Source organism: Thioclava sp. F36-7, from assembly GCF_002020075.1.
GTDB lineage: Bacteria > Pseudomonadota > Alphaproteobacteria > Rhodobacterales > Rhodobacteraceae > Thioclava > Thioclava sediminum.
In genome coordinates, this window is record NZ_MPZR01000005.1 from 200,250 (window position 1) to 220,684 (window position 20,435).

Genomic DNA, 20,435 nt, shown 5'->3' on the forward strand with positions numbered 1-20,435 from the left:
GGGATATCTCCCCGTTCTTTCAAGAAACGCAGGGCAGTGGCGATTGGTTCACCGAAAGCCGCCCTGACGCAGTCGCATAGAAAGATCAACGTATCGTAACGGGATTTCCGTCGCGCATGTGTAAAAAAACATCTGACGCCTCACAAGATCGGGGCGAGGACCGACATCAGATTGTTGATGATTTTCCAGTGAAGGGGCCATTCCGCGATGCGTTCCGGGCCGATCCGGCGGGCCTGCGCGATCCAGTGACGCTGGCGTTCGCCAAGCGCGAGCCCCAGTTCGTTATCCTCGATCAGCACGCAATTCTCGTAATTCAGCTCGAAGCTGCGGCGGTCGAGATTGGCCGAGCCGAGGATCGCCACGCGGCCGTCGGCCAGCAGCGTCTTGGCGTGCAACAGGCCCGGCCCATGCTCCCAGATCTCGACGCCCGCCTCGGCCAGCACCGGATAGAAGCTGCGCGCGGCATGGGCGACGAAGCGCGAGTCGTTGCGCCTTGGCACGATCACCTGCACCCGCACGCCCCGGCGCTTGGCGGCGCGCAGCGCCGAGGCGATCTCCTCGCCTGGCACGAAATAGGGGGTCGAGAGCGTCAGCGTCTCGCGCGCGGCCCCGATCACCGCAAGGAACACATCCGGCACCCCGCGCGTGTCCAGCATCGGCCCCGTCGCGAAGGCGACCGCCGTACCCGGGCGCGCGGTCGGTGCGGCGGGGGTCGGGAGCACGAGGTCCGAGATTTCCTCGCGGCTATGAGTCACCCAATCGGTCGCGAAAATATGCTGATGCTGGGCGGCGAGCGGCCCCTCGATCCGGAGCATCACATCGGTCCAGGGGGCGAAGCGCGCCTTGATGCGGAATTCCGGGTCGGCGAGGTTGCGCGAGCCGGTATAGGCCACATGCCCGTCGATCACGGCGAGCTTGCGGTGATTGCGCAGATCGATCCGCATTGTCGCCAGCTTGAAAAGCGGCCAGCGGAAAGAAAAGGCGATGGCGGTCTTCACGCCGGCCTTCTTCATCGCCTTCCAGTGCCGCGACTTGATGAAGGCGCGCGCGCCCAGCCCATCGACAAGGACGCGCACTTTCACGCCGCGTTCCGCCGCGCGGGTCAGCGCCTCGGCCATCGCGATGCCGGTCAGATCGCTCAGCCAGATATAGGTGATGAGGTGCACGCTCTGGGTGGCGGCGTCGATATCGGCGATCAGCGGTTCGAGTTGGTCGGACGGGTCGGGCAGGAAGGTGATCGCATCGCCGGTGCTGGGCGCATAGCCGTTGATGGCGGCGGCCCGTGCAAAGGCCGCGCGATATTCCGGCGTGACGGCCTCGAGGTCTTCAGGCTCGACCGGATCGGGGGCGGGCAGGGCGTCCACCGTCGCCTGCAGTTTGCGCGCGATGCGCTGGTTGAGCCGCGTCTCGCCAATCAGGATGTAGAGGATGACGCCCAGAAACGGCACCGACAGGATCAGCACGGTCCAGCTTGCGCGCACCGCAGGCGGTTTGTCGGGGCGGGTGAGCACCCGCAAAAGCGCGAGCACCTGAGAGCCGAAGTGAATCAGCAGCGTCAGAAGCTCGGCCCACCAGACGTTCACTGGCCCGTGCCGCCAGCTGGGGGCGCGGAGGCGGCGCGCAATGCGTCGATCAGCGCGGTCATGTCCTCGGGCAGGGGCGCCTCGAAGGACAGCTCTTCTTCGGTGACCGGATGGATGAAGCCCAAAGTCGCCGCATGGAGCGCCTGACGCGGGAAGGCGCGCACGCCCTCTGCCGCCGCAGCGCCCACCGCTTTTTCCGAGATCTTGCGCTTGCCGCCATAGGTCTGGTCGCCGATCAGCCCGTGGCCCGCATAGGCCATGTGGACGCGGATCTGGTGCGTGCGCCCGGTCTCCAGCCAGCAATCGATCAGCGCCGCCGTGCCGTTGAAATCCTCGATCGTCCGGGCGCGGGTGACGGCGTGACGGCCGCCATTGGCGACCACCGCTTGCTTCTGCCGGTCGGTCTTGTGACGCGCGAGCTGGGTGACGATCTTCAGCACGCCGCCTTGCTCGAAGCTGACCCCGTTCAGCCCGCGCAGACGCGGATCGGAGGCCTGCGGAACGCCATGGCAGAGCGCGCGGTAATGGCGATGTACCGTATGCGCCTCGAATTGCGCCGCCAGCCCGTGATGCGCCCGGTCCGATTTCGCGACGACCAGCAGGCCCGACGTATCCTTGTCGATGCGGTGCACGATGCCGGGGCGCGCCTCGCCGCCGATACCTGAGAGATTGCCGCCGAAATGGTGCAGCAGCGCGTTCACGAGCGTGCCTTCGGGCGTGCCCGGCGCGGGGTGAGTGACCATGCCCGCGGGCTTGTTCACGACGATCAGGTCGTCGTCCTCCCACAGCACTTCGAGCGGAATGTCCTGCGCCACCGTCTCGACCTCTTTCGGCGGCTCCAGCGCGATCTGATAGACCTCGCCCTCGGCGACCTTGGTTTTCTGATCGGTCACGGCCACGCCCTCGCGGCTGACCGAGCCCTCCGCGATCAGTTTCGCCAGACGCGAGCGCGAGAGCGCCGCTTCCTCTGGCACAGCCGCCGCCAAGGCCTTATCAAGGCGGGGACCCATGCCGGGTCCGATCTCGATGCTGAGGATTTCCTTATTCATGTCCGACCTGCCTGACGAAGAGCCTGCCACCACGCTGCCACCCGATCTTCGCTTTCTCAAGATACTGGTGACCACGCTTGCGGCGGTGATGATCGTCGGGCTTGTAGCGATCGTGGCGCTGCTTGTCATCCGCTTGCAGCAACCCAATCCGCTGCCGCAGCTGCCCGCCGCGATTACGCTGCCCGAGGGCGCGCAGGCCGAAGCCGTGACCTTCGCGCGCAACTATACGGTGGTGGTGACCGATGGGGGGCAGGTGCTGGTCTATGACAAGGCCGGGCAGAAGGTCGGTGATCTGACGCTTGGCGCTGAGGGTGGGAATTCCGATGGAAATTGACCTCGAGATCGAAGACGCCCGCTGGGAAACCGTTGGTCTGGAAGAGCTGATCACCCGCGCCGCAACGCTGGTGCTGGAGGATCGCGGGATCGAGGCGGAGCTCTGCCGCCTCTCGGTTCTCGCCTGCGACGACGCCCGCATCGCCGAGCTGAATGGCGAATATCGCGACAAGGCGAAGCCGACCAATGTGCTGAGCTGGCCTGCCGAGGAACGCGGTGCGGAAGCGCCCGGCACCCATCCCGAACCGCCCACGCCCGATGTCTTCGGCGAAATCGAGCTCGGCGACCTCGCGATTGCCTATGAAACCTGCGCCCGAGAGGCTGAAGAACAAGGCAAATCCGTCGAAGATCACACGCTGCATTTGCTCATCCATGCGGTGCTGCATCTGTTGGGCTATGACCATATTCGCGATGAAGATGCGCAAGTTATGGAACAAATCGAAATCCGCCTTCTTGAAAGCGTAGGAATTCGTAACCCATATGTGTAAGACTAGACGCAACGCCGCGTCATCTTTCGGAAAGGAACAATGGGACAGGTCGCCGACGGAGTTACCTCCGCCAATACCGGTAGTTCGGAAAACGCAGAACCCGGTCAGTCTTCGGAGCCCGCTTCGCGCGGGTTGCTCAGCCGCTTCTTCGGGCAACGCCCCATGGAAGAAGAGGCCCCACAGGTAGAAATGCCGCCCAAACCCGCGCCAGCACCGCTGGGGCTCGGGAACCTGCGCAAGATGCGGGTGGGCGATGTTGCCATTCCCAAAGTCGAGATCGAGGCCGTTCCGGTCTCCATCACCCGCGACGAGCTGGTAGAGAAGTTCCGTCAGCACGGCTATTCGCGCCTGCCGGTCTTCAAGGAAACGCTCGATACGCCGCTGGGCCTTGTTCACCTGAAGGACCTGGCGCTGGAATACGGGTTCGGATCGGGCAATGGCCGGTTCTCGCTGCGCAAGCTGATCCGTCCGCTGCTCTATGTGCCGCCGTCGATGCCGATCGGTGTGCTCTTGCAGAAGATGCAGGTGCAGCGCACCCATATGGCGCTGGTGATCGACGAATATGGCGGGGTCGATGGGCTGCTCACGCTCGAGGATCTGATCGAACAGGTGATCGGCGAGATCGAGGACGAGCATGACGAGGCCGACGACGCCTATTGGCGCGAGGAAAAGCCCGGCCAATGGGTCGTGCAAGCCCGCGCGCCGGTCAACGAGTTCGAAGCGCAGATCGGGATGCGGCTGTCTGACGAGGAGGCCGATGACGAGATCGATTCGATGGGCGGTCTGGTCTTCATGCAGCTTGGCCGGGTGCCCGCGCGCGGCGAGGTCGTGGTGACCGAGAACGGCGTCGAATACGAGGTGGTCGATGCCGATCCACGCCGGATCAAACGTCTGCGCGTGCGTCTGCCGGGAGTGGCGCCCGCCGAGTGAGCGGGCTATGACGCGCCCATGATCGCGACCCTCCGAGACGGCTTTCGTGCCCCCTTGCGCCCGCGCTGGCAGAGCTTGGCTCTGGCAGCGCTTTTCGGTGTGCTGTTCGCCGCCGGGCAGGCGCCCTTGGGTCTGTGGTGGATCGCGCTGCCCGCGCTGGCGGCCTCCGTCTGGTTCGCCTCCGCCGAACGCTGGCGGGCCTCCACGATCTGGATCGGCTTCGCGACCGGCTTCGGCTATGCGCTGGCCGCGATGTTCTGGATCGTCGAGCCTTTCATGGTCGAGGCCGATGTCTATGGCTGGATGGCGCCGTTTGCGCTGGTCCTGATGGCTGCAGGGATGGGCGTGTTCTGGGCGATCGGCTACGGGCTCGGGGCCTATGCGGGGCAGGGGCCGCGCTCGCGCGCTTTGGGAATAGCGATTGGCATGGCGGCCTCGGATGCGCTGCGCTCTTACGTCTTCACCGGCTTCCCGTGGGTGCTGGTCGGCCATATCTGGATCGGCTCGCCCATCGCGCAGGCGGCGGCCTATATTGGCCCGCTGGGGCTGAGCCTGATCACGATGCTGATCGCAAGCGCACCCGCGATGACGCGCGGAATGCGGATGCCTGCCGCCCTCGGGATCGTGGGCGCGGCGCTGGTGGTGCTGGTCGGGCTGTGGCTCGGCGGGGTGGCGCGGCTCAACGCGCCGGTGGCGCCGAGGCCCGAGCCGATCACCCTGCGGCTTGTACAGCCCAACGCGCCGCAGACCCTGAAATGGCTGCCGGAATACCGGATGAAATTCTTCCAGCGGCTGCTGGACCTGACGAAAGCCGATCCCACGCCCGGTCAGCCGAAACCCGATCTGATCGTCTGGCCCGAGACGGCGGTGCCCTTCCTGCTCGATCGTCCGCAGGGCGGGCTGGAGATGTCGACCGAGGCGGCGGGGGGCATTCCGCTCGCGATGGGGGTGCAGCGCAGTGAAGGCAGTCGCTATTTCAATTCGCTGGCCGTCATCACGCCCGATGACCGGATCGAGGCGCTTTACGACAAATCCCATCTCGTGCCTTTCGGCGAATACATGCCCTTCGGCGATGCGCTGGCGAAAATCGGGATCACCGCCTTCGCCGCACAGGTCGGCAACGGCTATTCGTCCGGGCCGGGGGAGAAGCTGCTGAACTTGGGCAAGCTCGGCCATGTTGCGCCGCTCATTTGCTACGAGGCGATCTTCCCGCAGGACCTGCGCGGCTTCGCGCAGCGACCCGACTGGATCTTGCAGGTCACGAATGATGCGTGGTTCGGAACGCTCAGCGGGCCCTATCAGCATTTCGCGCAGGCGCGGCTGCGCGCGATCGAACAGGGCCTGCCGCTTGCGCGCGACGCCAATACCGGCGTCACTGCGATGATCGACGCGAAGGGGCGGATCACGGCGAGCCTCGGGTTGGACAAAATGGGCAAGCTGGACGTCGAATTGCCGCCGAGCCTGCCGCCGACGCTCTATTCCAAGCTGGGTGACGCACCGTTCATCGCGCTGATTGTTGCAGCGTTAGCGCTTCTTTCAATCTTTGCGCGTATTTCGATTGACCCGACCGGCAGGCGCTCCTAGCTAGAAAGCCGAACCACCCCAACGGCTTCCTGACGGGGTGGGGATATCAACAACGGAGCACCCTTCAATGGCACGCGCGAATTACGTCTTCACCTCCGAATCCGTTTCGGAGGGGCATCCCGATAAGGTCTGTGACCGGATTTCGGATGCCGTTCTCGATACTTTCCTGGCCGCAGAGCCCAACGCGCGGGTCGCCTGCGAAACCTTCGCGACGACCAATCAGGTCGTGGTCGGCGGCGAGGTCGGTCTGGCCGATAAAACCAAGCTCGCCGAATATCTCGAAGGCATCGACAAGATCGTGCGCGAATGCGTCAAGGATATCGGCTACGAGCAGGACGAGTTTCATTGGGCGACACTGAAAGTCGCGAATTTCCTGCACCCGCAATCGGCCCATATCTCTCAGGGCGTCGACAAGGACGGGGCCGGCGATCAGGGGATCATGTTCGGCTTCGCCTCGGACGAGACGCCCGAACTGATGCCCGCGCCGATCCATTATTCGCACGCGATCCTGCGCCGTCTCGCCGAGGCGCGTAAATCGGGCGCCGAGCCCGAGCTGCGCCCCGATGCGAAATCTCAGCTGTCTGTGCGCTATGAGAATGGCCGCCCCGTCGGCGTCAGCCAGATCGTGCTTTCGACCCAGCACGCGCATGAGCATCAGACCTCGGATGACATCCGCGCCATCGTCGAACCCTATATCCGCGAGACACTGCCCGAGGGCTGGATCACGCCGGAGACCGAATGGTGGGTGAACCCGACCGGCACCTTCGTGATCGGCGGTCCGGATGGCGATGCGGGCCTCACCGGGCGCAAGATCATCGTGGACACCTATGGCGGCTCGGCCCCGCATGGCGGCGGCGCGTTCTCGGGCAAGGACCCGACCAAGGTGGACCGCTCCGCGGCCTATGCGGCGCGCTATCTGGCGAAGAACGTGGTGGCTGCCGGCATGGCGCGCAAATGCGTGATTCAGGTGTCCTACGCGATCGGCGTGGCGAAACCGCTGTCGATCTATGTCGACACGTTCGGCACCGGCGAAGTGCCCGACGAGGTGATCGAAAAGGCCGTGGCGCAGGTGATGGACCTGACGCCGAAAGGCATCCGCGACACGCTCGATCTGTGCAAGCCGATCTACGAGCGCACCGCGGCTTACGGCCATTTCGGCCGCGCGCCCGAGGCCGATGGCGGCTTCTCGTGGGAGAAGACCGATTTGGTCGAGGCGCTGAAGAAGTCCGTGTAAGGCGTGCTTTTCTGGAATGTGCGACGGGCAGGGGGAAACCGCTGCCCGTTTTCTATTGCGTGAGGGGCGCGTCCGACCCTTGGGTGGGCGCTTTCCTCCGCTTGAGGCTTGGCGCTTTATCTCGGAAGCCCCGAACGAAGTTAGAGCCCGCGCTATCATCGCCAAAGCGCCCTCCCATGGGGAGGGTCGGGCGCGGCCCGGGCTAGCCGCCCGGGCCATTCGTTCGAAACGGCGCAGCGAGGTTTGATTTGACGGCGGGCCTGCGTGGCCTTAGTGCCGCGCGAACGCTTCTCGACGGAAAGACCATCCCATGAGCACCGATACCTCCGGCCTGACCCAGCTGGGCCAATCGACCGACCTGCCGCAAACGCCCGACGAGGCCGTGCTGGAGCGCGTGCCCCAGCCGCGCAAAGGCGAGCGCTATCTCGTGCGGTTCACAGCCCCCGAATTCACCTCGCTTTGCCCGCTGACCGGCCAGCCTGATTTCGCGCATATCATGATCGATTACGTCCCGCGCGACTGGCTGGTGGAGAGCAAATCTCTGAAGCTCTTCCTCGGCGCGTTCCGCAATCACGGGGCGTTCCACGAGGATTGCTCGGTGATGATCGGGCAGCGTCTGCGCGATCTGCTGGAGCCTGAATGGCTGCGCATCGGCGCCTATTGGTACCCGCGCGGCGGCATCCCGATCGACGTCTTCTGGCAAAGCGCGCCGAAGCCCGAGGATATGTGGATCCCGGATCAGGGCGTGCCGCCCTATCGCGGCCGCGGCTGAGCTGATCATCCATTGAGAAAGGCCCCGCATCGGCGGGGCCTTTTCCGTTTTTCGGAGGGTGGGGCGCTGCCCTTGGCTGGTCGCCTCGGGCGTTGTCGCTTACGCGGTGACCCGGCCGCTGTGCTGGGTGTTTTCGCGGGCATCGAGCGACCATTTGCCCGCGCCCTGCGCCACGATCATCAGCATGCCGCCCGCGATCGAGATGTTCTTCATGAAGTTGATCATCTGGCCCTGCGCTTCCATGCCAGTCATGCCGAGGCTCGGGACGTAGTGGAACAGGAAGCCCGAGATGAGGCTGAAGCCCGCGAGCAGGAAAGCCACGATCCGCGTCTTCCAGCCAAGCAGCAATGCGATGCCGCCGCCCAGTTCGGTCAGGATCACGAGCGGCAGAAGCGCGCCGGGCACGCCCATCGCTTCCATGTAGCCTTGGGTCCCGGCATAGCCGGTGATTTTTTGAAAGCCCGCGATGATGAAGATCTGGGCGAGGAGGAGGCGGCCGAGCGGGGCCGCGAGGTCGGTGAGTTTCGTCATGGAATCTATCCTTTGTGTCGTCGTCTGATGGGCCCGGAGGCGATGGCGACAGGATCTACATTGTGCGGAAAAATTTGGAATACAGATAAAATTACAAAATATGCGCAAAAACGAACAGAACTAGCGCTTTGCGATCCACCTTGCACGCGAAGACCTTCCGCGCCACTCTCCGCCGAAAACCGGAGGAGAAAGACCATGCCCGACGCCCTGCGCTATGCCGCGATTATGCTTGCTGCCGGGATCGGCATTCCGGTGCTCGCCGCGCTCAACGCCCAGCTTGGCAGCCGCATCGGCTCGCCCGCGGTGGCGGCGGTGGTGCTGTTTTCCGTGGCGCTTCTGGGCGCGGTGCTGGCCGTCGCGGTCACGACAGGGCCCTCGGGCTTCGCGCGCATCCCCGATCAGCCGAAATACCTGTTCCTCGCTGGCGTGCTGATCGCCTTCTACGTGCTCTCGATCACCTTCATCGCGCCGCGGTTCGGGGTCGGCAATGCGGTGTTCTTCGTGCTGCTGGGCCAGATGATTTCGGCCGCGGCGATCGACCAGTTCGGCCTGTTCGGTGCGCTCGTGCGGCCCATCACCTTGATGCGCGGGGCGGGGATCGGCTTCATGTGCCTCGGGCTGTTCCTCATTCAGAAGGCTTGAACCTTTCGAGCGACGCGGCTAGAGGCCCCTCCCATGAACGAGAATGACACCCCCGAACAGCCCTGGCGCAACTTCTACGGTCGCCGCCACGGCAAGACGCTGAACAAGGCGCAGAAGGAATATCTGCGCGAGGACCTTCCGGGCCGTCTGCCCGGTCCCGTCGGTTGGGACGTGAACCCCGACCGCGAGCCGCTCGACATGGAGACGCGGTTCAAGGGCAAGCCGGTCTGGCTGGAAGTGGGCTTCGGCGGGGGCGAGCATCTGGCGCATATGGCGCAGACCTATCCGGAAGTGGAGTTCATCGGCTGCGAGCCTTTCGTGAACGGCGTCGCGATGCTTCTGGGCAAGCTGCGCCGTGAGAAGATCCCGAATGTCTCGGTCCATCCCGGCGATGCGCGCGACCTGATGGACGTGCTGCCCGCGGGTTCGATCTCGAAGGCGTTTCTCCTCTATCCCGACCCGTGGCCGAAATCGAAACACCACCGCCGGCGGTTCGTGACGCAGGAGCATCTCGAGCCGCTGCACCGCGCGCTGAAACCGGGATCGGAATTCCGCGTGGCGACCGACATCCCCGATTACGTCCGCCAGACCGTCGAGGAAGTGCCGCAGGCCGGATTCGAGCCTCTGTTCGACGTGCCCGCCGCCTTCGATTTCGACGATCCGCAGCCGGATTCCGGCGATTGGGATACGCCGTGGGAGGACTGGCTCTCGACGCGCTACGAGCAGAAAGCGCTGCGTGAGGGCCGCAAGCCGCATTACCTGACCTATCGGCGGATCTGAGCCCTTCCGCCTCCCGCCAGATCGCGCTAACAGGGGCGCGTTGAAATAAGGGAGGCACTATGTCCGGCCACGGCACTCCGATCAAAATGACCTCGCGCGCTTGCGGGCCCCTGAAGGGCACGGCGGAGGTTCCCGGCGACAAGTCGATCAGCCACCGCGCGCTGATCCTTGGCGCGCTCTCGGTGGGCGAGACGAAGATCACCGGCCTGCTCGAAGGCGAAGACGTGCTCGACACGGCCAAGGCGATGCGCGCCTTCGGCGCCGAGGTCACGCAGCACGGTCCCGGCAGCTGGTCGGTGCATGGCGTGGGCGTGGGCGGTTTCGCCGAGCCCGAAGACGTCATCGATTGCGGCAATTCCGGCACCGGCGTGCGCCTGATCATGGGCGCGATGGCGACCTCGCCGATCGTTGCGACCTTCACCGGCGACGGGTCTTTGCGCAAACGCCCGATGGGCCGCGTGACCGACCCGATCCGGCTGTTCGGCGCGCAGGCTTTCGGGCGTCATGGCGGGCGTCTGCCGATGACCATCCTCGGCGCGCCGAGCCCCGCGCCTGTGCGCTACGCGACGCCGATGGCCTCGGCGCAGGTGAAATCGGCAGTGCTGCTGGCGGGGCTGAACGCGCCGGGTCAGACCGTCGTGATCGAGAAGACCCCGACCCGCGATCATACCGAACGGATGCTGCGCGGCTTCGGCGCCGAGATAACCACCGAAGTGACCGAGCAGGGCCATGTCATCACGTTGCAGGGCCAGCCGGAACTCAAAGCCCAGGAGGTCGCCGTGCCGCGCGATCCCTCTTCGGCCGCTTTCCCGGTCTGTGCCGCGCTGATCGTGCCGGGCTCGGAGATCGTGGTGCCGGGCGTCAGCCAGAACCCGACCCGCAACGGGATCTTCATCACGCTGCGCGAGATGGGCGCCGATCTGACCTTCGAGAACGAGCGCGAAGAGGGCGGCGAGCCGGTGGCCGATCTGCGCGTGCGCTATTCCAAGCTGCACGGGATCGATGTGCCCGCCGAGCGCGCCTCGGCCCAGATCGACGAATATCCCGTTCTCTCGGTCGTCGCAGCCTTTGCCGAGGGCGTGACCCGGATGCCGGGCGTGCATGAGCTGCGCGTGAAGGAAAGCGACCGGATCGACGCGATGGCGCGTGGGCTGGAAGCCAACGGCATCAAGATCGAGGAAGACGAGGATACGCTGATCGTGCATGGCTGCGGTCCCGAGGGCGTGCCCGGCGGCGGCACCGCCGTGACCCATCTCGACCACCGGATCGCGATGAGCTTCATGGTGCTGGGCATGGCCGCGCAACAGCCGGTCTCGGTCGATGATGGCTCGCCCATTGCAACCTCCTTCCCGATCTTCGAGGACCTGATGGCCGGGCTTGGCGCGGAGATCGTCCGGGCGGACCGGTGAGCCGGGCGCAGGTCGCCTTTATCCTGCTCGCGGCCCTGACGGGGGCGGTCTATCTTGCGATGACGCTCGTTACCTTGCCGCATCTTCGGGATGCGGCGGGCGGTCTGGCGCCGTTCGATTTGCGTCCGGGTGGCTACAGTGCTGCGCAGGCCCGTGCGCTCCTCGATGCGCTCGATGCTCCGGCGCGACAGTATTACCTCTCGGTTCAGCAGCGGCTCGATCTTGTCTTTCCAGCCCTGGAGGCGGTGACGCTGATTGTCGCGTTTCGTGCCCTTGCAAAGGGCTGGCTTGCCGTGGTGTTGTCGATCGTGGCGGCTCTTGGTGCTGTGTTTGACTATCTCGAAAATTATGCCGTCGCCGCATTGTTGCGGACCGGCACGGTAACGGATGACATGATCGCCTTCGCGAGCAGATGGACGCTTCTGAAGAGCGTCGCAGTCACTTTGAGCCTGACGGCCTTGGCGCTATTGATCCTGCGGGCAGTTTATTTGCGGATGAAACGATGAAATTCACAGTCGCCATCGATGGCCCCGCCGCTGCGGGCAAAGGGACGATCAGTCGGGCCGTGGCCGAGCGGTTCGGGCTGGCGCATCTCGACACCGGCGCGCTCTATCGCGCGGTCGGCATGAAATCCGAAACCGAGGGGCTGGAGCCCATCGCGGCGGCCAAGGCGCTTTGCCCCGAGGATCTCAAGCGCGACGACCTGCGCACGATGGAAGCGGGGCAGGCGGCCTCGATCGTGGCTGCGATCCCCGAAGTGCGCGCGGCGCTGGTGGCGTTTCAGCGCGATTTCGCGGCGCGCGAGGGCGGTGCGGTGCTCGACGGGCGCGATATTGGCACGGTGATCTGCCCGCAGGCGGAGGTGAAGCTGTTCGTGACCGCCTCACCGGAGGTGCGCGCGCATCGGCGCTGGCTCGAGCTCGGCGGCGATGAGGCCGACGTGCTGGAGCAGGTGCGCGAGCGCGACGCCCGCGACATGGGCCGCGCCGACAGCCCGCTGCGCCCGGCGGTGGATGCGCTGGTGATCGACACGTCCGAGCTGAGCATCGAAGAGGCGGTCGCGCGCGCCGCCGATCAGATCGAGGCCCGCCGCGCGGGCGATCTGGACTAGGGGGCGGGGATGCTACGCTGGGTTCTCCTCTCACTGGTTCTTGCCTCACAGGCCACCGCCGAGGGGCGCCCGCAGGGGCTGTTGTGGAGCGAGACCGACCTGCCGCGCACCTTGCCGCTGCAGATCAAATCCGCCCCGGATCGCGATCTCTATATCGTGCTGCGCGATGCCAAGACCGGGCAGGACGTGATGGGCGCCTATGCGCAGGGCGGTGAATTCTTTCGCCTGCTGGTGCCGCCGGGACGGTTCGAGGTGCAGGTGGCGCTCGGGCCTGCGGAAGACTGGGAGGGCGGCGCTGCGCTGTTCGGCCCCGAGACGGAAAGGCTACGCCTCGACCCGCCGCTCGATTTCGGGGTCACGGGCTACGCGCGGAAGGGTGGGCATCTGATCGATCTGCGCGATCTCGGCGATATCGGCCAGAAAAGTCTTGGAATCTGTCAGCGCCTCGCGCTCGATTTCGACAGCGTGAACACCGCGCCGGAGGCGGTGCGCCCCGGCGTAAAGCCCCGTGACCCAATGGAAATACCGGAGTTCCCGGAGCCGAAATACCGCCGCGTCGACCGCATTTGCGATTGAAGAAAAGGGGCGCGTGAAATATATCTTCACGAAGTGGTGAACTTTTTTCCCGACTCTCGCGTTGGGTATTGGTGGATGTATTTCGAGGGTGGACCGATGCGCTTGTCCCTGATTTTGGCCTGCATGTTGTCATGCGTCTCCTTTGCGACCGCTCCGGCACGCGCCGACGGCCCGGCGGCGACGCCTGAACCGATCGCGGTGAAAGCCCGGTCCGCGATGCCGGTGCCGGGGGATTTGTCTTTCGATCTGGTGGAGGGCGAGACGGTCTCGCTTGCTGATTTCCGTGGCAAGGTCGTGCTCGTGGTCAACACCGCCTCGAAATGCGGTTTCGCCCCGCAATTCACCGAGTTGCAGCAGATGTCGGAGACCTATGGCCGCGAGGGTCTGGTGATCCTCACCGTGCCGTCGAACGATTTCCGGCAGGAACTCTCCAGTGCCGAGGAAGCCAAGCGCTATTGCGCGCTGACCTTCGGGGCCGAATTGCCGATGGCGCAGCTCGCCAAGGTGAAGGGGCCGCAGGCGCATCCGTTCTATCGCTGGATGCGCGAAACCGAGGGGTTCGAGCCGAGCTGGAACTTCAACAAGGTGCTACTGGGCCGCGACGGCTCGGTGATCGCGACCTATCCCGCCAGCGCAGAGCCCCTTTCGACCTGGATGCTGGGCGACGTCAAAGCCGCTCTCGCGACCGCGAGCCGAGGCTGAGCGAAAGGCGCTCGCGCCATGCCTATGACGCAATAAATGCTTGCGATACTGGCCGATCGCGCCTATATGGGCGCGGTCTGAGACAGGTTGGGACTCACCCGACCCGTATGCTATTGCAGCACAGACATTCCAACGAAAGACCGGCGGAGCCAACCGCAAGGCCAGAAAACCGAAGATGAAAAGGAAAATCTGAACGCATGTCGCAAAATGCAACCATGGACGAATTCGAAGCCCTTCTGAACGAGAGCCTCGAAATCGACACCCCGAACGAAGGTTCGGTTGTTAAAGGCAAGGTCATCGCCATCGAGGCGGGCCAGGCCATCATCGATGTCGGCTACAAAATGGAAGGCCGCGTCGAACTCAAAGAATTCGCCAACCCCGGCGAGGCTCCGCAGATCGAAGTCGGCGACGAAGTCGAAGTGTATCTCGACCGTGTCGAGAACGCTCGCGGCGAAGCCGTTATCTCGCGTGAGAAAGCCCGCCGCGAAGAGGCATGGGATCGTCTCGAAGCAGCTTACGCTAAAGAAGAGCGCGTCGAAGGCGCCATCTTCGGTCGCGTCAAAGGCGGCTTCACCGTCGATCTGGGCGGCGCTGTCGCGTTCCTGCCCGGCTCGCAAGTGGACGTGCGCCCGGTGCGCGACGCTGGCCCGCTCATGGGCCTCAAGCAGCCGTTCCAAATCCTCAAGATGGACCGTCGTCGTGGCAACATCGTTGTCTCGCGTCGTGCGATCCTCGAAGAGAGCCGCGCCGAACAGCGCGCCGAAGTCATCGCGAACCTCTCCGAAGGTCAGGTCGTCGATGGTGTGGTCAAGAACATCACCGAATACGGTGCGTTCGTTGATCTGGGCGGCGTCGACGGTCTGCTGCACGTCACCGACATGGCATGGCGCCGCGTGAACCACCCGTCCGAGATCCTGTCGATCGGCGAGACCGTCAAGGTCCAGGTCGTCAAGATCAACAAGGAAACCCACCGCATCTCGCTCGGCATGAAGCAGCTGCAGTCGGATCCGTGGGACTCGGTCGAGTCGAAGTTCGCTCTGGGTTCGGTCCACACCGGCCGCGTGACCAACATCACCGACTACGGCGCGTTCGTCGAGCTGGAGCCGGGTGTCGAAGGTCTCGTGCACGTGTCCGAGATGTCCTGGACCAAGAAGAACGTCCACCCCGGCAAGATCGTTTCGACGAGCCAGGAAGTCGACGTCATGGTCCTCGAGATCGACACCGCGAAGCGCCGCGTCTCGCTTGGCCTCAAGCAGACCATGCGCAACCCGTGGGAAGTCTTCGCAGAGACCCACCCGGTCGGCACCGTCATCGAAGGCGAAGTCAAGAACATCACCGAATTCGGTCTGTTCGTTGGCCTCGAGAACGACATCGACGGCATGGTGCACCTCTCGGACCTCAGCTGGGAACAGCGTGGCGAGGATGCGATCCAGGACTACCGCAAAGGCGACATGGTCAAGGCCGCTGTCACCGAAGTGGACACCGACAAGGAGCGTATCTCGCTCTCGATCAAGGCGCTCGACGCCGACACGTTCTCCGATGCCGTTGACGGCGTGAAGCGTGGTTCGATCGTGACCGTGACCGTGACCGCGATCGAAGACGGTGGCGTCGAGGTGGAATACAACGGCATGAAGTCGTTCATCCGCCGTTCGGACCTCGCCCGCGATCGTGCCGACCAGCGCCCCGAGCGCTTCCAGGTTGGCGATCACGTCGATGTCCGCGTGACCAACGTCGACTCCAAGACCCGCAAGCTGGGTGTGTCGATCAAGGCGCGTGAGATCGCTGAAGAGAAAGAAGCCGTGGAACAGTACGGTTCGTCGGACTCGGGTGCGTCGCTGGGCGACATCCTGGGTGCTGCGCTCAAGGGCGACCAATAAGAGATCGAGCCGCTTGGCTCAACGAGAGGCCCCGCCGATTGGCGGGGCCTTTTTCGTTCCGCAAAGCCTTGGCGATCTGCGACGACGATTCGCGCAACGGGTGACGCTTGGGCGGGCGAAGCGCTGAATTTCTGCGTTTGCGAAGGCGCTTCCGTCGGCGGCAGACCGCTAGGGGCTCGATTTTACGTGGATTTTCCGGGTCTTTGCTGTTCCGCGTTGCAACGATTGGTCCTATAATTGGGAAATGACGCATGTAAGAGCCGGGGGACACCCGGCCAAGCCCGTGGGGGGAGATAACAAGATGATCCGCTCTGAGTTGATCACCAAGATTGCCGAGGAGAATCCGCATCTCTACCAGCGGGATGTCGAAAAAATCGTAAATACGATCTTCGACGAGATCACCGAGGCGCTGGCCTCGGGCGACCGCGTCGAGCTTCGTGGGTTCGGGGCCTTTTCCGTCAAGAAGCGCGACGCGCGCACCGGTCGGAACCCGCGCACCGGCGAGGCGGTTGAGGTCGAGGAAAAACACGTACCCTTCTTCAAGACCGGTAAGCTGCTGCGCGACCGGCTGAACGGGAAAGAGGAATAAGAGCTAATGATTCGAGCGCTTCGGCTGCTGTTTCTCGGTCTGCTCGCCGTGGTCCTGATCGGGCTGGCACTGGCCAATCGTCAAATCGTCACGCTGCGGGTGCTGCCGCTCGAGGCGGGCAGCTTCCTTGGCTGGGACTGGGCGGTTCAGGTGCCGTTGTTCCTCGTGATCCTCGCGGGCGTCCTGCTGGGTCTTCTGATCGGCTTCGTCTGGGAATGGGCGCGCGAGTCGCGTCTGCGCCGCAATGCCCGCCAGTCGGACCGCAAGGCGCGCAAGCTCGAGGCTGAGGTTCAGACCCTGCGCCACGACAAGACCGGCCCGAAGGACGACGTGCTGGCGCTGCTCGAACAGCCCTCGCGCTGAGATGCCCACCGTCGCCATAGACCGCAACGCGCAGGGTCTCGCCCGCGTCAAGATTTGCGGGCTGCGCGAGGCCGAGGATATCGCCGCCGCCGTCGAGGCGGGCGCGCGGTATGTGGGCTTCGTCTTCTTCGCCAAATCCCCGCGCCATCTGGAGATCACCGAGGCGCGTACTTTGGCGCAGGATGTCGAACCCGGCATCGCCAAGGTCGGCCTGGTGGTGAACCCCACTGATGAGCTGCTCACCGAGATCCTCGATGCCGTGCCGCTCGACATGATCCAGCTTCACGGTTCGGAGACGCCTGAGCGCGTGACGGAAATCCGCACCAAGTTCGGTCTGCCGGTGATGAAAGCCGTGGGCGTGGCCGATGCCGCCGATCTTCCGAAGATCGCGGAGTATGAGGCGGTGGCCGACCAGATCCTGCTCGATGCCAAGCCGCCGAAGGAGGCGGAGCTTCCGGGCGGCAACGGGCTGTCCTTCGACTGGCGGCTGATCGCCGGGCGCACATGGGAAAAGCCGTGGATGCTGGCCGGGGGGCTGACGCCGGAGAACGTGGCGGAGGCGATCCTGCTGACCGGCGCACGGCAGGTCGATGTCTCCTCCGGTGTGGAGAGCGCGCCGGGTGTCAAAGACTCCGAGAAAATCCGCGCTTTCGTTCATGCAGCCCGTCAGGGCAGTGACGGGGCGTAGCGGGACCCCGCGCAATCGAGTATTTTTAGCCAGATGCAGGGGCGGGGATTTATCTCGCCCCGCTTTGACGCTAGACCGATCCTCACGAATAGCGCGAGGTGTGCCATGGCTGACGATCTGATCAATTCCTTCATGAATGTGCCCGACGAGAACGGGCGGTTCGGCATTTTCGGTGGCCGCTTCGTGTCCGAGACGCTGATGCCGCTGATCCTCTCGCTCGAAGAGGAATACGAGAAAGCCAAGACGGATCCCGATTTCTGGGCGGAGATGGACGATCTCTGGAAGCACTATGTCGGCCGTCCGTCGCCTCTGTATTTTGCGCCCCGCATCACCGAAGAGCTGGGCGGCGCGAAAATATATCTCAAGCGCGACGAGCTGAACCATACCGGCGCGCATAAGATCAACAACGTGCTGGGGCAGATCCTGCTGGCGCGACGCATGGGCAAGACCCGGATCATTGCCGAGACCGGCGCGGGCCAGCATGGCGTCGCCACCGCGACCGTCTGCGCGAAATTCGGCCTCAAATGCGTGGTCTACATGGGCGCGACGGATGTCGAGCGTCAGGCGCCGAACGTCTTCCGGATGCGCCTGCTGGGCGCCGAAGTCGTCCCGGTCAAATCGGGCCGTGGCACGCTGAAAGATGCGATGAACGATGCGCTGCGCGACTGGGTGACCAATGTGCGCGACACGTTCTATTGCATCGGCACGGTCGCTGGTCCGCATCCCTATCCGGCGATGGTCCGCGATTTCCAGTCGGTGATCGGCAAGGAAGTGCGCTGGCAGTTGGAAGAGCAGGAAGGCGAGGGCCGTCTGCCCGATACCGTGATCGCGGCGATCGGCGGTGGTTCGAACGCGATGGGCCTGTTCTACCCGTTCCTCGACGATAAATCCGTGCGCATCATCGGGGTCGAGGCTGGCGGTCACGGCGTCGACGAGAAGATGGAGCACTGCGCCTCGCTCACCGGCGGGCGTCCGGGCGTACTGCATGGCAACCGCACCTATCTGCTGCAGGACGAGGACGGGCAGATCCTCGAAGGGCATTCGATCTCGGCCGGGCTCGACTATCCGGGCATCGGTCCCGAGCATAGCTGGCTGCACGACACCGGCCGCGCGGAATATGTGAACATCACCGACAAGGAAGCGCTGGAGGCGTTCCAGTTCTCCTGCCGTCTCGAAGGGATCATCCCCGCGCTCGAGCCCAGCCACGCGCTGGCCCATGTGATGAAGATTGCGCCTGACCTGCCCAAGGACCATATCATCGTGATGAACATGTGTGGCCGCGGTGATAAAGACATTTTCGCGGTCGCGAAGCATCTCGGCTTCGACATGGACGCATAAACTCAGGTTTACGGCGTACAACCTGAGGTTTATTGCTCCTCCATAACCCAATTGGCAATGGACCGGCGGGTGTTGTCCGCCGACCCTTTGCTCCGACGTCGCAGCCCGCGGCGGACAATTGTTCCGGAGGAGATAGAAGATGAAAATGAAATCCACCCTCGCCGCGCTGGCGGCTCTCGCGGTCTCGGCGCATATGGCACAGGCTGAAGTGTCCACGGACGGTATCGCTGCCGATCTGCAGGCCAATGGCTTCACCAATGTCGAGATCAAGGTCGGCCCGACCCAGGTGAAAGCCGAGGGTTACAACCCGAACGGCACCAAGATCGAAGTGGTCTACGACCGCGCCACCGGCAAGATCCAGAAGCAGGAAATGTCGCGGACGCGCGCCGGCTATGACATGACGCAGGGCGTCAGCGTCCGTCAGCAGTCGGAAGATTTCTACGACGGCAGCGACGACGACCATATGGACGATCACGGCGACGACCATTCGGGCAGCGACGATCACATGGATGACAGCCACGACGACGACCACACCACGTCCGATTCCGATCACGGCTCGGATGACGGCGGCTCGCATGAGAGCGGCTCTGACGACGGCGGTTCGCACGACAGTGGCTCCGACGGCGGCGGGTCGCATGACAGCGGCGGCGACGACGGCGGCGACGACGACTGATCCGAACGGACTTGCCCGGTGCCATGCGCACCGGGCATAATCCTCTGAAATGCCGCGTTCGCGCGCGGGGGGAGTTTTGCCGATGAGACTGCGCAGAGATCTGGCGATAGCCGTGCTGATCGGCGCGCTGAGCGTGCCCGTGGCGCCAGGGCTCGCGCGGGCCGAGACCGCGAGCGAAGCGGTTACCCGGCAGCTCAAATCCTACGGCTACCAGAATATCGACGTGCACCGGACCTTGCTGGGCCGCGTGCGCATCACCGGCACGCGCAAAGGCGTCGAGCGCGAAATCGTCCTCGATCCGCGCAGCGGCGAGATTCTGCGCGACCTGTCCCGCTCCAGCCGTACGCCGATCCTGAACAATAGCCCTCTGGGCGGCACCGCCTCGGGGAGCTATACCGCGACCTCCACCTCCGACCGCACAACGACGACCTCCGATAGCGACTCCTCCGACGACTCCTCGGACGATAGCAGCAGCGCGTCGGGCAGCGACGATGGCGGAAGCCATGACAGCAGCGACAGCGACAGTAGCGGTGGCGGCGGCGGCGACAGCGGTGGCGGCGACGATGGCGGCGGGGAAAGCGACGATGATTGACGCCTCGGACCGACCGGCGGGAGCGGCGCTATGACGTCGCGGCTGCGCCGTGCGGTGTTTGTCGGGGCGATCTTGCTGTTTCAGGCGGTCTGCGCGCTGTTCTTCATCTCCGATATCCTGCTGTCGGTCTTCGGCCTCTATCCCGCGCCGATCAGCTGGCAGAACCGCGAAATCCTCGAACTCGGGGCGGCGCTTGGTCTCATTCTGGGGCTCGCGCTTGGCGCGTTCGCCCTGGCGGGTGCGCTGCGCGAGGGCGCGCGGGCGAAGGCGCGTCTGCGCCGGGCGACTTCGGCTTTTGAGGATCTCCTGGAAGAGCGTTTCTCCGACTGGGGCCTCACGGCGGCAGAGCGTGAGGTCGCGCTTTTTGCGATCAAGGGGCTGAGCACGGCGGAAATCGCGGCGCTCCGCGAGACGTCCGAAGGCACCGCCAAGGCGCAAAGCGCCGCGATTTATCGCAAGGCGGGGGTGAACGGGCGCGGCGCGCTTCTGAGCCTTTTCGTCGAGGATATGATGGACCAGCGCGCGGAGGCGGCGCAGCGCGAAGATACGGCGACGAAGCAAAGCGTGACGGCGGTGGCCAAGGGCTGAGCG

At 64.5% G+C, this 20,435-nt stretch carries 24 protein-coding genes and 1 riboswitch; of the genes, 21 read left to right on the top strand and 3 right to left on the bottom strand.

Annotated elements, in window-relative coordinates:
* Positions 1 to 140: 140 nt before the first annotated feature.
* Both cls and BMI89_RS11105 read right to left on the bottom strand, forming a co-directional pair.
* Positions 141 to 1,583: a cardiolipin synthase gene (cls, locus tag BMI89_RS11100; RefSeq protein ID WP_168176798.1), complete on the bottom strand. Its 1,443-nt coding sequence runs from the start codon at positions 1,581 to 1,583 to the stop codon at positions 141 to 143.
* Entirely contained in the window at positions 1,580 to 2,632 is a 1,053-nt protein-coding gene (locus tag BMI89_RS11105) for an RluA family pseudouridine synthase (protein WP_078570971.1), read from the bottom strand. The genes cls and BMI89_RS11105 overlap by 4 nt, the downstream gene beginning before the upstream one ends.
* On the opposite strand from BMI89_RS11105, the gene BMI89_RS11110 reads away from it, so the two are divergent.
* From BMI89_RS11110 to queF, 6 genes are all read left to right on the top strand, one after another.
* On the top strand, positions 2,631 to 2,966 hold the full coding sequence (locus BMI89_RS11110) for a DUF6476 family protein (protein WP_078570972.1): 336 nt from the start codon (positions 2,631 to 2,633) through the stop codon (positions 2,964 to 2,966). The two genes, BMI89_RS11105 and BMI89_RS11110, sit on opposite strands and share 2 nt — an antisense overlap.
* On the top strand, positions 2,956 to 3,453 hold the full coding sequence (ybeY, locus tag BMI89_RS11115) for an rRNA maturation RNase YbeY (protein WP_078570973.1): 498 nt from the start codon (positions 2,956 to 2,958) through the stop codon (positions 3,451 to 3,453). The genes BMI89_RS11110 and ybeY overlap by 11 nt, the downstream gene beginning before the upstream one ends.
* Before the next feature lie 162 nt (positions 3,454 to 3,615).
* Positions 3,616 to 4,383, top strand: coding sequence for a hemolysin family protein (locus BMI89_RS11120; RefSeq protein WP_232621786.1), 768 nt, complete (start codon positions 3,616 to 3,618; stop codon positions 4,381 to 4,383).
* Between the two features lie 18 nt (positions 4,384 to 4,401).
* Positions 4,402 to 5,967 carry an apolipoprotein N-acyltransferase gene (gene lnt, locus BMI89_RS11125; protein ID WP_078570974.1) on the top strand — a complete coding sequence of 522 codons (1,566 nt, stop codon included), beginning with the start codon at positions 4,402 to 4,404 and terminating at the stop codon, positions 5,965 to 5,967.
* Between the two features lie 10 nt (positions 5,968 to 5,977).
* Positions 5,978 to 6,027, top strand: a riboswitch (SAM-SAH riboswitch).
* Positions 6,028 to 6,034: 7 nt separating this feature from the next.
* Positions 6,035 to 7,201, top strand: coding sequence for a methionine adenosyltransferase (metK, locus tag BMI89_RS11130; RefSeq protein ID WP_078550123.1), 1,167 nt, complete (start codon positions 6,035 to 6,037; stop codon positions 7,199 to 7,201).
* Positions 7,202 to 7,511: 310 nt separating this feature from the next.
* Positions 7,512 to 7,973, top strand: a complete 462-nt coding sequence (gene queF / locus BMI89_RS11135) for a preQ(1) synthase (protein WP_078520836.1) — start codon at positions 7,512 to 7,514, stop codon at positions 7,971 to 7,973.
* Positions 7,974 to 8,072: 99 nt separating this feature from the next.
* Here queF and BMI89_RS11140 read toward each other — a convergent pair whose 3' ends face one another.
* Entirely contained in the window at positions 8,073 to 8,504 is a 432-nt protein-coding gene (locus BMI89_RS11140; protein WP_078540679.1) for a DoxX family protein, read from the bottom strand.
* 195 nt (positions 8,505 to 8,699) lie between these two features.
* Here BMI89_RS11140 and BMI89_RS11145 point away from each other — a divergent pair, with 195 nt between their 5' ends.
* The 15 genes from BMI89_RS11145 to BMI89_RS11215 all read left to right on the top strand — a co-directional run bounded on the left by BMI89_RS11145 (position 8,700) and on the right by BMI89_RS11215 (position 20,432).
* Positions 8,700 to 9,146, top strand: a complete 447-nt coding sequence (locus BMI89_RS11145; RefSeq protein ID WP_078570975.1) for a DMT family transporter — start codon at positions 8,700 to 8,702, stop codon at positions 9,144 to 9,146.
* 33 nt (positions 9,147 to 9,179) lie between these two features.
* Positions 9,180 to 9,926: a tRNA (guanine(46)-N(7))-methyltransferase TrmB gene (locus tag BMI89_RS11150; RefSeq protein WP_078570976.1), complete on the top strand. Its 747-nt coding sequence runs from the start codon at positions 9,180 to 9,182 to the stop codon at positions 9,924 to 9,926.
* A 59-nt stretch (positions 9,927 to 9,985) separates the two neighbouring features.
* The gene (aroA, locus tag BMI89_RS11155; protein WP_078570977.1) at positions 9,986 to 11,335 is read left to right on the top strand and encodes a 3-phosphoshikimate 1-carboxyvinyltransferase; all 1,350 of its coding nucleotides are present in this window, start codon (positions 9,986 to 9,988) and stop codon (positions 11,333 to 11,335) included.
* A complete protein-coding gene (locus BMI89_RS11160) occupies positions 11,332 to 11,841 on the top strand; it encodes a hypothetical protein (protein WP_078570978.1) in 510 nt (169 codons plus the stop codon). Before aroA ends, BMI89_RS11160 begins: the two co-directional genes overlap by 4 nt.
* Positions 11,838 to 12,446 (top strand): d(CMP) kinase, encoded by a 609-nt coding sequence (locus BMI89_RS11165; RefSeq protein WP_078570979.1) that lies wholly within the window; start codon positions 11,838 to 11,840, stop codon positions 12,444 to 12,446. The genes BMI89_RS11160 and BMI89_RS11165 overlap by 4 nt, the downstream gene beginning before the upstream one ends.
* Positions 12,447 to 12,455: 9 nt before the next feature.
* The gene (locus BMI89_RS11170; RefSeq protein WP_078550138.1) at positions 12,456 to 13,022 is read left to right on the top strand and encodes a hypothetical protein; all 567 of its coding nucleotides are present in this window, start codon (positions 12,456 to 12,458) and stop codon (positions 13,020 to 13,022) included.
* Positions 13,023 to 13,118: 96 nt separating this feature from the next.
* A complete protein-coding gene (locus BMI89_RS11175) occupies positions 13,119 to 13,724 on the top strand; it encodes a glutathione peroxidase (RefSeq protein ID WP_168176799.1) in 606 nt (201 codons plus the stop codon).
* A 197-nt stretch (positions 13,725 to 13,921) separates the two neighbouring features.
* Positions 13,922 to 15,601, top strand: coding sequence for a 30S ribosomal protein S1 (gene rpsA, locus BMI89_RS11180; RefSeq protein WP_078520828.1), 1,680 nt, complete (start codon positions 13,922 to 13,924; stop codon positions 15,599 to 15,601).
* A 301-nt stretch (positions 15,602 to 15,902) separates the two neighbouring features.
* Entirely contained in the window at positions 15,903 to 16,190 is a 288-nt protein-coding gene (gene ihfB, locus BMI89_RS11185) for an integration host factor subunit beta (protein ID WP_075774953.1), read from the top strand.
* A 6-nt stretch (positions 16,191 to 16,196) separates the two neighbouring features.
* Complete coding sequence (locus BMI89_RS11190) at positions 16,197 to 16,553, top strand: LapA family protein (RefSeq protein ID WP_152844360.1); 357 nt, start codon at positions 16,197 to 16,199, stop codon at positions 16,551 to 16,553.
* Between the two features lies 1 nt (position 16,554).
* Positions 16,555 to 17,241 carry a phosphoribosylanthranilate isomerase gene (locus BMI89_RS11195; protein ID WP_078570981.1) on the top strand — a complete coding sequence of 229 codons (687 nt, stop codon included), beginning with the start codon at positions 16,555 to 16,557 and terminating at the stop codon, positions 17,239 to 17,241.
* Between the two features lie 105 nt (positions 17,242 to 17,346).
* A complete protein-coding gene (gene trpB, locus BMI89_RS11200) occupies positions 17,347 to 18,579 on the top strand; it encodes a tryptophan synthase subunit beta (RefSeq protein WP_078570982.1) in 1,233 nt (410 codons plus the stop codon).
* A gap of 139 nt (positions 18,580 to 18,718) precedes the next feature.
* On the top strand, positions 18,719 to 19,252 hold the full coding sequence (locus BMI89_RS11205) for a PepSY domain-containing protein (RefSeq protein ID WP_078570983.1): 534 nt from the start codon (positions 18,719 to 18,721) through the stop codon (positions 19,250 to 19,252).
* A gap of 82 nt (positions 19,253 to 19,334) precedes the next feature.
* On the top strand, positions 19,335 to 19,844 hold the full coding sequence (locus BMI89_RS11210) for a hypothetical protein (RefSeq protein WP_078570984.1): 510 nt from the start codon (positions 19,335 to 19,337) through the stop codon (positions 19,842 to 19,844).
* A gap of 30 nt (positions 19,845 to 19,874) precedes the next feature.
* Positions 19,875 to 20,432: a LuxR C-terminal-related transcriptional regulator gene (locus BMI89_RS11215; RefSeq protein ID WP_078570985.1), complete on the top strand. Its 558-nt coding sequence runs from the start codon at positions 19,875 to 19,877 to the stop codon at positions 20,430 to 20,432.
* Positions 20,433 to 20,435: the final 3 nt, after the last annotated feature.